This window comes from Terrimonas pollutisoli (assembly GCF_029360765.1).
GTDB classification, from domain to species: Bacteria; Bacteroidota; Bacteroidia; order Chitinophagales; family Chitinophagaceae; genus Terrimonas_B; species Terrimonas_B pollutisoli.
In genome coordinates this window covers 23,456-35,892 of the sequence record NZ_JARKNA010000014.1, presented here as the reverse complement: position 1 = coordinate 35,892, position 12,437 = coordinate 23,456, and the positions used below count along the sequence as shown (strand labels likewise).

Genomic DNA, 12,437 nt, shown 5'->3' with positions numbered 1-12,437 from the left:
ATTTATATCCCATAAATGCATAAAATTCCTCATGCGAAAAATTGGAATATTTTAACTGAAAGAAGTTAATTTAACGGTTCAATAAATTGCCGGCAAAATGGCCGTAATAAAAGTTCCGACCTCTTTCAACATTGATGTGGAATTTGAAATTCCTGAGTTTTACAGGAGGCTGGTTGCTTTATTGATCGATATTCTGGTACAATATTTTTACCTGAAGATCGCTATTGAAATTTTCAGATCAATTGCCATGGGTAGAAATTTCATGGACAATGACATGGGCTATAATCTACAAGCCATTGGACTGATACTCTTTTTACCCTTACTTATTTACCACGTAGTACTGGAGATAACGATGAATGGCCAGAGTGTTGGAAAAAAAATTATGAACCTCCGGGTTGTTAATGAAAATGGCGGTCGTGCCAGCATCAGTCAATTTTTAATCCGGTGGCTGCTGCGTGATATTTGGTTTTTATTTTTATTGGGAATTGGCCTGCAGGGAGCCGGCCGAAGTGCAGAATCGGTCTTTATCATTCTAGCGGTGCTGGCCTATTTTATTGTAGAAGTGGCGCTCGTTATTTCTTCTAAAAAAGGACAGCGGATCGGCGATATATTGGCAAAAACTATTTTGATACGAACGAATCGCCAATCGAGCATTGAAGAAACCGTATTCCAGGAAGTGGCCGACACTTATACTCCCTCTTTTCCTCAAATCATGCGGTTGAGTGACAGGGATATCAACGCCATAAAAACGATTTTAGAAACATCCCGCAAAAAGGGAGACATGGATATGGCCGCCGCAGCCAGTGAAAAAATAAAGGCGCACCTGAAAATCGATTCTCAACTGTCGCCTTTTGAATTCTTAGATATTTTATTGAAGGATTATAACTACCTCTCCATTAAATAATATTGAAATTATTTAAACCCACCTACTGCAAAAATACCAGCCATAAAAATTACTGCTACAAAAATAATAATGAACAATACAGCCATAATTATGAAATAGGACTTTAGGCTACCAAAACTCTTACTCAACCTATTTTGATCCAGGCCATCCATCCCCGCCTTAGCCTGGGTTGCAAAACGGAAAAGAAAAAAATTTATCGTTAATCCTAATGCAATTGAAATAATAGCGGAAGCCGTGTCAGAAGAAGACAGCGACACATAGTCGCCAAAGCCCTCATCCTTTGGCAAAGCAGGTTTTGACGTAAAAAAAACTTGAATAATACTGACAATATAGCCGATTACACTCACCGTCACGATAACCATCGACCAACTCGTAATAGATCGCAGATGTTGTTTAGCTGTTTGGTCAAAGGTGATCTCATTAAAAAGGTGCGTTTGGTTTTCTTGCTGCATAAATTATGAATTAAGGAAAGCCAATAAAGAAAATAAGAGACCGAGGATGCCCAATACACCATACATAATAAAATAATTCTTCAAACTCGATAACCCGCTATTAAAAAGAGTCTGGTCGTTATGGAGAATGCCCTGGCGAATACGATTGGCGCCTTTAAGCAGAAAATTCAGCAACATCCCAAAAACAAGCGCTACAATTAAGAAGCCAACGACAAGAGATATAATAAATATCGATGACTCGCTTCCTTTCAATTCTTCAAGAGAAAGGAACTGCTCCGCAATCTTGTTCCGCAATAACACTAATACCAGGAACAAAACTCCAATGCAGATAAGCCCTATTACAGCCAGCAACTTAGCCCAACGAGATGTTTCAACCAGGTTGTCAGACGCCTGCTTATCCACCTGTAGTTCCAGCAAAGATTGATTTTCCTCCATATTATTTCCTATTTTATGTTAATATGCTCTTGCAAACAAAACCCGCTGTGTCGATGGTTTACCTGTGAAAATACATTTACCATCTTCCAATTGGTTATTCAACGGAATGCAACGAATCGTAGCTTTTGTTTTTTCTTTAATGGCTTCTTCAGTTTCAGCAGTTCCATCCCAATGCGCCGAAATAAACCCGGTCTTTTCGTCCAGCAATTTTTCAAATTCTTCCCAGCTATTGGCAGGAGTAATATGTTCCTGCTGATAAGTCTTCGCCTTTTTAAACATTGCATGCTGAATCTCCAGCAACAGGCCGTCAATGTATTGCGCAATACCGTCCAGGCCAACAGTTTTCTTCTCTTTGGTATCACGACGGGCCACTTCCACAACATTTTTCTCCAGGTCTCTTGCTCCTAGTGCAATACGAACAGGCACTCCTGTCTTTTCATATTCTGCAAACTTCCACCCGGGTCTGTTATTGTCATTGTCATCATACTTCACCCGCACACCCAGCTTTTTCAGGTTAGCCATTATTTCGTTTGCCTTTTCATTGATCAGGGCTTTTTGTTCATCGCCTTTATAAATTGGAACGATCACCACCTGCAAAGGCGCAATCCTGGGCGGCAAGATTAAACCATCATCATCACTGTGTGCCATCACCAATGCACCCACCAATCTCGTACTTACGCCCCAGCTGGTAGCCCAAACATGCTCCAACTTATTTTCTTTGTTGGAAAAAGTAACATCAAAGGCTTTGGCAAAATTCTGCCCCAGGAAATGGGAGGTTCCGGCCTGTAAAGCTTTTCCATCCTGCATCAATGCCTCAATACAGTAAGTGTCTTCCGCACCGGCAAAACGTTCACTCTCGGTTTTTACACCACGAATGACGGGCAATGCCATAAACTCTTCCGCAAATGTGGCATATACTTCCAGCATCTTTTTTGTTTCCTCAATAGCTTCTTCTTTGGTAGCATGTGCCGTATGTCCTTCCTGCCATAAAAACTCGGCTGTCCGTAAAAACAAGCGGGTACGCATTTCCCAGCGTACTACATTAGCCCACTGATTAATAAGCAAGGGAAGATCACGATAAGATTGTATCCAGTCTTTGTATGTGTTCCAGATAATAGTCTCACTGGTCGGACGAATGATTAATTCCTCCTCCAGCTTTGCTTCAGGATCCACCACTACACCCCCACCGTTTGGATCATTTTTTAACCGGTAATGCGTAACCACCGCACACTCCTTTGCAAAGCCTTCGACATGAGCTGCCTCCTTACTTAAAAAACTTTTTGGAATGAACAGCGGAAAATAAGCGTTCACATGACCGGTGTCCTTAAACATTTTGTCCAAAGCGTCCCGCATGTTTTCCCAAAGTGTAAATCCATAGGGCTTTATCACCATGCAGCCGCGTACCGCTGAGTAATCAGCCAGGCCGCCTTTAATTACCAAATCATTATACCATTGCGAATAATCCTGTTCTCTTGACGTGATTTCTTTACTCATAAAATTTATCGTTTCTCTTTCGCTTTACAATCCTTTTTTATCTTAAAATGAATTTTATATTCAATTCTATTTCCGGGCTATCCTATCAATCCCACAAATCCAACTAATCCCGGCTCAGACATTTACGTTTATCTTAACAGCTATGCCTGCAATAATGTCAATGCAATGATTGTAACTTTGGCAAACAGTTGTTTGAAAAATCAAAGTCGCACAAAAGTAGTAACTTCAACCTTAAACTAATAAAACCGTTTGCCATGAAATTGTCCGTTCTTCTTGTGGCACTAACAGCAGTTGTTTTCAGCAGTTGCACCACCGCTTATAAAACCGGCCAAACGCCGGACGATGTTTATTATTCCCCCGGCAAACCTCAGGATGAATACGTTCGTGTTGAAAAACAGGACGACAAGTATTATCGTGGCTCAGACGATTATTACGAAGACAGGTTTTTGCGAATGAGATTGCAGAATCGTTATCGCTGGTCGGCTTTGGATGACTATTATTTTTACAACACTTACGCTTATAACCCTTACGGATATTATCACAGTTGGAACAATCCATGGAATAGTTATTATACCTGGAATAATTTCTACAACCCCTATTATGGTGGTATTCTCTATTATCCTGGTGTGATCATTATTAAAAATCCGACCAGATATAATCCGCCGAGCCGTCCGTTAGCATTTAACCCGGCCAGTTATAATACCGGCAGCAGTCTTAATCGCCCTGCAGGAAGCCGCGGCTTGAGTAATAGCTATAATAACGGCAATAATAACCGTTATATCAACAGCAATAGCAACAGGAGTTCTTTAGGCCAATCTGTTCGTAAAGTATTCTCCAACTCTGACAATAATAACAGCTATAACCCAAGCAGCAATTCAACTCCTTCCAGAAGCTATACTCCTTCATCCAGCAGCAGTTCTTCTTCCTCATCAAGGAGCAGCAGTAGTAGTAGTAGTAGTAGTAGCAGTGGAAGCGGATCCAGCAGGCCACCCAGATAATGGCGGCTTTATAAACTATTTTACCGGGAGGAATGTATTTAAGTAGTACACTTGAGTGTTTTCCTCCCTTTTTATATCTAAGCAGCAATCGAAAAATAAACGTATGAAGCGTAATCTATTTACCGGGGCATTTGTTCTGCTATCATCCTATGCATTTGCACAGGTGCCCGAAGATGTGTTGAAATACTCCTGGCAGCCAACTAATGGAACAGCAAGAATCAATGCCATTGGTGGGGCAATGGGTTCGTTGGGTGGAGATATATCGGCAAACCTTGTCAACCCCGCGGGACTTGGTTTCTTCAAGACAAGAGAAATTGTTCTTTCACCCGGTTATTCTTTTTTGACCAACAAAAGCAACTTTCGCGGCATCAGTAGCAAGGAAAAGGACAAGTATTTTAACCTGGGCACTACCGGTTTTGTAACAGGCTGGGCCGGCAGGGGTAAATGGAAAAGCCAGGCCTTTAGTATAGGAATCACAAGAACGGTTAATTTTTCTAATACCATTTATTATACCGGCAAGAATGACTTTAGCTCACAGGCCGAACAATATGCAGCAGAAGTTGCATCAAGAGGTATTGACATCGGTTTTATACCTGACAACCGCAGCGTTTCATATGGCAGCCGTATGGCGACTTATAATTACCTTATTGATACAACCACCCTCGCCGGCAATTCCACCCCCGATGTGATTAGTATGGCTATGTGGGGGCAATTAAAAGAAGGTGGCGATTTTTTAGTGGATCAGTCACAGTTGATCGAAACAAGTGGTGGTGTTACCGATATCGCTTTTGGCTATGCAGCCAATATGGATGACAAACTTTATATCGGTGGCTCATTGAGCTTTTCGGTTGTAAAATATAAAAGAGAAACAACTTTCCGCGAGGAGGACGCTACCGGCAATATCTACAATCACTTCAATTATTCAGAGCTTAGTGAGACTTACAAAACAAAGGGTGCGGGCGGAACATTAAGATTTGGTGTAATTGCGAAGCCTTCTGAATTTGTACGTCTTGGTTTTGCAATTCACTCCCCTACGTTTTACAGCCTGGAAGATACGTATCACGGTAAAATGGTTACTGATCTTGACACATTTCGAACTGTACGTGGCGCACATACAATCGAGTCGAATCAATTACCAGGTGAAGACTCAGACCCGGTTTATAAGTATGAATTAAATTCCCCCTGGAAGTTTTTAGTCAGCGGTTCTTATGTTTTGCGTGAAGTAGAAGATGTTCGCCAGCAAAAAGGTTTTATTACGGCGGATGTGGAATACGTAACACATGGTTCCAACCGTTTTTGGCAAGCCAGCTCTTATGGTACCGATAGTGAAGAAGCTTACTATAAAGATGTGAATGAAGTGATCAAAGATTATTACAAAGGAGCTTTTAATTTCAGGGTCGGTGGAGAATTGAAATTTACAACGATAATGACGCGGCTTGGATTCTCCTATTATGGATCACCCTACTCAGACAAAGAATTAAAGGCTAACCGCATGTTTGTAAGTGGCGGCCTGGGTTACCGCAATGCTGGTATCTTTATTGATCTTACCTATCAGCATGCATTGCAAAAAGATGTCAACTTTCCCTATCGCCTATCTGATAAGGCCAATACATTTGCCGCCATCAAAGGGAACGGTAGTAATGTGATACTGACTCTTGGGTTTAAGATATAGCCAGAACCACGATTTTGTGAGGAAATAGCAATATTTTGAAGCGAAAGACATTTAGGCCTTTCTTTTTTTATGAACGGTTTAATCGTTAATCATCCTCTCCACCGCCGCCTCTTTCATTTCTTCTCGATAATGAAAAGTCAGCCTTACCAAATTTGTAGCTGAACGTAACCCGGAAATTCCGCACATTCCACCGACGGTACGAATCCTGGTAAAATATTTCCGTATCATAGATGGTGCCCCATCGTTGTGTATTGAAAATATCATTGATGCCAAACGTGATAGTTGCTTTATTGTTTTTCAGAAAATCTTTGCGCATCGCAAAGTCTACTCCATACTCTGGCTTTCTCCTGCCTTGTGGTATTACTTCAGCCGACTCATATTCTCCCATCAACTGGAAGCCCAGGTTATTGAAAATAGATTTTGTATTCGTTTCAATTTTATAATCGGTTGTAAGTTGAGCTTCCCAACTAAATCCATCATTGCTCAGGTCAAGTTCTTTTACTTCCGCCTTTACGGTGCGGTATTGAAAATCGAAGGAAGGCGTTATTGTAAAATTTTTCCCCTGTTTGTGTTGCACTACAAACTCAGCCCCATAGCGGTTGGTAATGCCGGCATTGATAAAGGTGTTTAATATCGCATTCGGATCTATTCCCGCATTTTGCAATTGTTCATATTGTGCCGCAGTAATGGTATCACTGTACTGCGTGATATCATCAGGATTATTTCTAAAATAAACAGATGCCAGGAAATTTCCATTCTTATAGTCCTTGCTATAATTGAATTCAAAGGAATTAATAAACTCGGGTCGCAACTGTGGATTACCTTGTCGCAGGTTAACGGGGTCATTGATATCAATAAAAGGGTTAATCTGCCAAAAGTTTGGCCGCCTGATACGCCTTGAGTAATTGAATTGAAGCTGATCGTTTTCACCTATCTGCTTCGCCAAAAACATACTGGGGAAGATGGCGTCCCAAATATTTTTTATAGCAGCAGGATATTCGTAGCCGAATTTGAAAGCACTATCTATTAAGGTGCCGGTGAATTTAGAAACCTCCGCCCTGAAGCCAAACTGGTAAGAGAAAGTCTTTTTCTTCCCCGAATAAGTAGCATATAAAGCATTGACTGTTTCCCTGTACTTATAGTTATTGCTCAACGGGAGTTTTGTTTCAAGAGCATTATCAACAGCAAAAGCATTATAAAAACTGCGTGACTCATTTTGGAAACTGCGAATACCTGTTTCCAATTTTGTTTCTTCATTGAAAGGGTGAATATAATCTGCCTGGAAAGTGAACTGTTCATTTCGTCCGCTACCTTCATTGCGAACTTTTGATGATGGCTTATAAGTGCTGCCATCCGGATTTAAAAAGATGTTATCGATATTCGAGTTCTCGGTATTTTTTCCATAATTGTAGGTGATGTCTGCTGTCAATTCGCGGCTTGCCTGCGGAAAACTGTGCTTATAGCTTAATCTTGTGCTGCGTCGCCTGAAGGTTGATCTCCCATTGGCAAAACGATTACCATAGTATTGCATAGTCTCGTTCTGATCAAGGTACTGTTGTTCCTGTTCTTCCCTGTTCCTGAAGCGTCCTTTTCCGAAATCCTGTGTCAGGGACAAAGTGTTCCGGTTATCAATGAAATAATCCGTTCCAAAACGAAGTGATTGAAAACGGCGCAGACGATTATTGGTAGTAACCTGGTTAAAATAATCCTGGATGGCGCCACCCGTTTTATTCTGCCGCTTTGTTTCTCCTCTTGCCTTTCCGCCGGACTGATTATAACCGCCGATAGCAAAAAAATTAAACTTACCCTGGCGCAGATTTAAATTAAGATTACTATTAAGAATTTTTGGTGTGCCTACTGATGCGGAAATGATACCATTCAAACCGATTCGTTTATTTTTTTTCAATACAATATTGATAATGCCACCTGAACTGGCTGCATCAAACTTTGCGGAAGGGTTAGTTACCAATTCAACTTTTTCAATGTTGTCGGCGGGTATCTGGTCAAGCGTTAAAATAGTGGGCCGGCCATCAATAAATATTTGCGGCGAGCTATTACGCAATTGCACATTACCATCGATATCTACTTTTAATGAAGGAATATTTTTCATCACGTCGATAGCCGTACCACCGGTTGCTGTGAAACTTTTCGCCACATTGTACACTTTACGATCCACGGCCAATTCCATTACAGGTTTGTTCGACACAATGGTCACGCCACCCAATACCTGGATATTGGGTTCCATTGCAATATTGCCGAGGTCCCTTTCGAGATTTCCCCTTCCTCGTCGCACTGAATTACCCTCAATTGCCTGTTCATAAGGTTCAAACCCTATGGCCGAAATAACAATTTTGAGGTCTTGATTAGCCGGAATATCCAACAACTCAAAATCGCCGTTTGCTTTGCTCAGCATACCAGTGATTATACTGTCTTTATTGGCGATGAAAAGTTGCACTGAGGCGGCACTGATCGGCTTACCAGTATTCTTATCGATCAATTTTCCGTAGAGCCTGCTGGTATTTATTTTGATGGCAGATGATTCTGTACCGTGTTGCTGTTCTCTGTCTATCTGGGCTTGTATGGTTAAAGAAAAAAAATGAAAGACTAATAAAGTAGAAAAAAATTTCATGCTGCACGATTGTAGTAAAACCTTTTGTTGATCCGTAAGCGGTAATTCAGCATCAAGTGGGAACGACAAAGATAACCAATCGAGGCCTAAGACCTCCCTTGAAACTTCATTAATATGACGCCTGGAAAATATTTTCAGCTGATTGCTTTGATAATATCTGCGGTATCATCAGGTGAATACCATTTAATTTCCTGGTCTTTTTTAAACCAGGTCATTTGCCGCTTTGCATACTGCCGGGTATGTATTTTTATTTGTTCTATTGCTTTATTCAATGATAATTTACCATCGAGATAATCAAACAATTCAGCATAGCCCACCGTTTGCAGGGCATTCAACTGCTTAAATGGTTGCAATTGTTTTACTTCATCCAGCAAACCTGCATCCATCATTTGATCCACTCTTTTATCAATTCGCTGGCGGAGCATTTCTTTTGGTAATTCGAGGCCGATTTTTTTTATTTCAAAATTCCGCTCCCGTTTTTTTCCTTTCCGGAAATGCAGGATCGACTCGCCGGTTGCCTCCTTTACTTCCAATGCCCGCATAATCCTTTGAGGATTTTGTATTTCTCCCGACTGGTAAAATTCAGGATCCTTTAATTTGATTTCATTCTGCAACCATTCAAGACCCAATTGATCATAATTTGCTACAATGGCTTCCCTTATTTGCTTTGGTATATCAGGAACAAGGTCGAGACCTTCGCAAAATGCTTTTATATACAAACCGGTACCGCCGGTCATCACCACGATATCGTGTTGGTGAAACAATTCACCGACTTTTTTCAATGCATACTGTTCGAAAGTTACAGCAGTCACTTCTTCGTGGATACTATGTGATGTGATGAAATGATGTTTTATCAGTTGCAGTTCTTCCGGCGACGGCCGGGCAACGCCAATATTCATTTCTTTGAAACATTGACGGCTATCAGCAGAAATTATTTCTGTTTGGAAATGCTTTGCAACGTCTATGGCAATAGCGGTTTTCCCGACAGCTGTCGGTCCCACGATAATAATGACTGTTTTGTCGGGAGATTTCAAAAAATGTTCAATATTCAATGTTCAATTAGCAATTCTCAATGAACCCGCTAACCCGGTTGTTGGATATTGAACATTGAGTGTTGAGCATTGAACATTGTTATTTGCAAAAACTGATAAAAACAACACTACACTTCTTCGCTTTCTTCTTCTGCCGTACCATCATCCGTTGTTGTTCCAAGATCTTCACCTTCTTCGTCTTTTTCACCAAAGCCATCAACACCCTGGGTGAGATCATATTTTTCTTCCACATCGGCAAATTTTTCACCCAGCAAACCTTTGGTACCATACTGGCTGGGGGCAATACCTTCCGCCCTGACCGTAGATGGATAGGAAATTTTGGAACTTTCTTCTTTTGATACATTTATCAATTCAACCAGGAAAGTCCAGTTCTTGTTAAAATCGTACCAATAGATAAATTTTTGATTGGGATCTTTTATTTCAGAACCGATCGTTGTTTCATGCATCAGCAAAGGTTCGGCCCTGTATTCTTTGTCATATTTTTCCAGGCTTATTTCACGGCCACGTTGCCAGTGGTCATTACTCCGAAAAAAAGTGGCTTTATGTTTATTATCGAATTCATACGCCTTCAGGATAGTTTCGTGCAAATCAAAAAATGATTGCGTATGCCGGATCGCTACGTCACGGTAGATGCTTTCATCTTCTTCGAAATAGATTCTGAATTTTAAAATAGCCATACTGCGAATTTACGATTTCTTTATTTTCAAATCCATTTCCTTTGCTTTTTCAACAAGGTATTCATAAGCGGCCTCGTAACTATTAGGAATTATACCATCCAGAATCGCATCTTTTAATGCATTTTTCAAAATTCCTACCGGCCTCGAAGGAGGCAAATCAAACATTTCCATTATTTCTTCACCGCTGATCGGTGGTTGCCAGTTACGTACCTGGTCCTTTTCTTCCACCTCTTTGCAACGTAGTCGCACCAGTTGAAAGTTTTCCTGGTAGCGTTTTATTTTTTGTTTATTCTTCGATGTAATGTCCGCATCGCAAAGCAGCATCAGTGCATCAAAATCTTCGCCGGCATCAAACAACAAACGCCTGATGGCTGAGTCAGTAATATTTTCCTTCGTCAAACTAATGGGCCGCAAATGAAGCTCTACCATTTTTTTGACAAAACGCATTTTTTCGCTTAGCGGAAGCTTTAGTTTGGCAAATATTTTTGGCACCATTCTTCCGCCTACTACCTCATGCCCGTGAAAGGTCCACCCATGCCCTTCTTCAAATCGCTTGGTGACGGGCTTTGCTATATCATGCAGGATGGCCGCCCATCGCAACCAAAGATCAGTTGTCGCCAGTGAAATATTATCAAGCACCTGCAGCGTATGATAAAAATTATCTTTGTGGCCATGCCCGTCCTTGTATTCCGCTCCTGCCAGTTCCACCATTTGTGGAAAGATCAATTTCAACAAACCACTTTTATACAAAAGATCAAAGCCAATAGAAGGTTTGGGCGACAATACAATTTTGTTCAGCTCATCAGTTATTCTTTCCTGTGAAATGATATTGATCCGTTCTGCATTATCAACAATCCCCTGCCAGGTACCGCCTTCAATTGTAAAATTCAATTGGGATGCAAAACGAATGGCCCGCATCATGCGAAGCGGATCATCACTGAATGTTTGTGCCGGCTCCATCGGCGTTTTGATGATCCTGTTCTCCAGGTCAGTTAGTCCATTAAACGGATCAACCAACTTGCCATAATCATTTTTATTAAGACTTATTGCCAAGGCATTGATGGTAAAATCCCTTCGTTTCTGATCGTCCTCCAAGGTTCCTGGGGCCACAGTTGGTTTCCGGGAATCGAACCGGTAACTTTCTTTTCTTGCACCGACAAACTCGATATCAAATCCATCTTCCAGCCGGATATGCGCCGTACCAAAATTTTTAAAAAAGTTTACCTGGGGAACCGGCTTAAAATGATTCGCCACTGCTTCCGCCAATTCAATCCCATCACCAACGCAAACAATATCCGCATCTTTTGTTGGTCGTTCCAAAATTTTATCCCGTACAAATCCCCCAATGAGATAGCACTCCACCTGCTTTTGCTCAGCGGCACGGGCAATCTTTTTCAGGATCATTAATTCTCTTTCTGTGCAATTGATTTCCATGAGTGTTGCAAAGATAATTGGAACAAGAGACAAGATACAAGGGTACAAGAGACAAGGTACAAGGCACAAGAGAGAACCATATGCCGTCATCTATCAATTATCAACCAATTTCTAGGGTCTGATTACAGAGATAGTTCCATTATCCCATTTAATAACCGATGAGGGATTGGCGATGGTTTGATCATCCTGCCGGTGCTTTACCACATAATCAACAGATTTTTTTATTTCATCGTTGATCGCTGCAAAGAATGGTGGTGTCGCATCGCCGGAGATATTAGCAGAAGTTGAAACAATGGGTCTGCGGAAACGCTTGATGAGGTGTCTGCAAAAAGCCTCGTTACAGATACGAATGCCGATGCTTCCGTCGTCCGCCAACAAATTATCTGCAAGACCAATCGCATGTTCATAAATAACCGTCGTGGGCTTTTTAATTTTTTGCAAATAATCAAACACCTGCAGATCCACGCTGGCTACATGCTTCAATACTTCTCTTTCATCAGCCACTAAAACAATCATGGCTTTTGAATCCGGCCTTTTTTTTATTTGAAAAATCTTTTCCACGGCCACAGCATTGGTGGCATCACAGCCAATACCCCACACGGTATCCGTCGGATACAAAATCGTGCCGCCGTTTTTCAACACCGTTAAACATTGTTCTATGTCTTTTTCGAAATCCAATACTGCAAATTA

11 protein-coding genes are annotated in these 12,437 nt (G+C 41.2%); 3 read left to right on the top strand and 8 right to left on the bottom strand.

The features are described 5' to 3' along the window. Nucleotides 1-97: 97 nt before the first annotated feature. Complete coding sequence (locus tag P2W73_RS18955; RefSeq protein WP_276503667.1) at nucleotides 98-904, top strand: RDD family protein; 807 nt, start codon at nucleotides 98-100, stop codon at nucleotides 902-904. An 8-nt stretch (nucleotides 905-912) separates the two neighbouring features. On the opposite strand, the gene P2W73_RS18950 is transcribed toward P2W73_RS18955, so the two are convergent. The 3 genes from P2W73_RS18950 to proS are packed head-to-tail and all read right to left on the bottom strand — an operon-like array spanning nucleotide 913 to nucleotide 3,285. Further along, nucleotides 913-1,356, bottom strand: coding sequence for a hypothetical protein (locus tag P2W73_RS18950; protein WP_276503666.1), 444 nt, complete (start codon nucleotides 1,354-1,356; stop codon nucleotides 913-915). A gap of 3 nt (nucleotides 1,357-1,359) precedes the next feature. Next, on the bottom strand, nucleotides 1,360-1,791 hold the full coding sequence (locus tag P2W73_RS18945; RefSeq protein ID WP_276503665.1) for a hypothetical protein: 432 nt from the start codon (nucleotides 1,789-1,791) through the stop codon (nucleotides 1,360-1,362). An 18-nt stretch (nucleotides 1,792-1,809) separates the two neighbouring features. Continuing rightward, on the bottom strand, nucleotides 1,810-3,285 hold the full coding sequence (proS, locus tag P2W73_RS18940) for a proline--tRNA ligase (RefSeq protein WP_276503664.1): 1,476 nt from the start codon (nucleotides 3,283-3,285) through the stop codon (nucleotides 1,810-1,812). A 254-nt stretch (nucleotides 3,286-3,539) separates the two neighbouring features. Here proS and P2W73_RS18935 point away from each other — a divergent pair, with 254 nt between their 5' ends. Together P2W73_RS18935 and P2W73_RS18930 are read left to right on the top strand one after the other, a co-directional pair. Continuing rightward, nucleotides 3,540-4,283: a hypothetical protein gene (locus tag P2W73_RS18935; protein ID WP_276503663.1), complete on the top strand. Its 744-nt coding sequence runs from the start codon at nucleotides 3,540-3,542 to the stop codon at nucleotides 4,281-4,283. A gap of 103 nt (nucleotides 4,284-4,386) precedes the next feature. Then, the gene (locus P2W73_RS18930) at nucleotides 4,387-5,955 is read left to right on the top strand and encodes an OmpP1/FadL family transporter (protein WP_276503662.1); all 1,569 of its coding nucleotides are present in this window, start codon (nucleotides 4,387-4,389) and stop codon (nucleotides 5,953-5,955) included. 85 nt (nucleotides 5,956-6,040) lie between these two features. On the opposite strand, the gene P2W73_RS18925 is transcribed toward P2W73_RS18930, so the two are convergent. The 5 genes from P2W73_RS18925 to P2W73_RS18905 form a co-directional block, all read right to left on the bottom strand. Beyond that, nucleotides 6,041-8,584, bottom strand: a complete 2,544-nt coding sequence (locus P2W73_RS18925) for a TonB-dependent receptor (protein WP_276503661.1) — start codon at nucleotides 8,582-8,584, stop codon at nucleotides 6,041-6,043. A 134-nt stretch (nucleotides 8,585-8,718) separates the two neighbouring features. Continuing rightward, the gene (gene miaA / locus P2W73_RS18920; protein ID WP_276503660.1) at nucleotides 8,719-9,636 is read right to left on the bottom strand and encodes a tRNA (adenosine(37)-N6)-dimethylallyltransferase MiaA; all 918 of its coding nucleotides are present in this window, start codon (nucleotides 9,634-9,636) and stop codon (nucleotides 8,719-8,721) included. 107 nt (nucleotides 9,637-9,743) lie between these two features. Continuing rightward, complete coding sequence (locus P2W73_RS18915) at nucleotides 9,744-10,313, bottom strand: IS1096 element passenger TnpR family protein (protein WP_276503659.1); 570 nt, start codon at nucleotides 10,311-10,313, stop codon at nucleotides 9,744-9,746. A 9-nt stretch (nucleotides 10,314-10,322) separates the two neighbouring features. Continuing rightward, the gene (locus P2W73_RS18910; RefSeq protein ID WP_276503658.1) at nucleotides 10,323-11,747 is read right to left on the bottom strand and encodes a CCA tRNA nucleotidyltransferase; all 1,425 of its coding nucleotides are present in this window, start codon (nucleotides 11,745-11,747) and stop codon (nucleotides 10,323-10,325) included. A 111-nt stretch (nucleotides 11,748-11,858) separates the two neighbouring features. After that, nucleotides 11,859-12,425: an L-threonylcarbamoyladenylate synthase gene (locus tag P2W73_RS18905; protein WP_276503657.1), complete on the bottom strand. Its 567-nt coding sequence runs from the start codon at nucleotides 12,423-12,425 to the stop codon at nucleotides 11,859-11,861. Nucleotides 12,426-12,437: the final 12 nt, after the last annotated feature.

Bases quoted from the DNA above. Each gene is read 5' to 3' on its own strand.
- P2W73_RS18955 (WP_276503667.1), top strand. From the start codon at position 98: ATGGCCGTAATAAAAGTTCCGACCTCTTTCAACATTGATGTGGAATTT.
- P2W73_RS18950 (WP_276503666.1), bottom strand. From the start codon at position 1,356: ATGCAGCAAGAAAACCAAACGCACCTTTTTAATGAGATCACCTTTGAC.
- P2W73_RS18945 (WP_276503665.1), bottom strand. From the start codon at position 1,791: ATGGAGGAAAATCAATCTTTGCTGGAACTACAGGTGGATAAGCAGGCG.
- proS (WP_276503664.1), bottom strand. From the start codon at position 3,285: ATGAGTAAAGAAATCACGTCAAGAGAACAGGATTATTCGCAATGGTAT.
- P2W73_RS18935 (WP_276503663.1), top strand. From the start codon at position 3,540: ATGAAATTGTCCGTTCTTCTTGTGGCACTAACAGCAGTTGTTTTCAGC.
- P2W73_RS18930 (WP_276503662.1), top strand. From the start codon at position 4,387: ATGAAGCGTAATCTATTTACCGGGGCATTTGTTCTGCTATCATCCTAT.
- P2W73_RS18925 (WP_276503661.1), bottom strand. From the start codon at position 8,584: ATGAAATTTTTTTCTACTTTATTAGTCTTTCATTTTTTTTCTTTAACC.
- P2W73_RS18915 (WP_276503659.1), bottom strand. From the start codon at position 10,313: ATGGCTATTTTAAAATTCAGAATCTATTTCGAAGAAGATGAAAGCATC.
- P2W73_RS18910 (WP_276503658.1), bottom strand. From the start codon at position 11,747: ATGGAAATCAATTGCACAGAAAGAGAATTAATGATCCTGAAAAAGATT.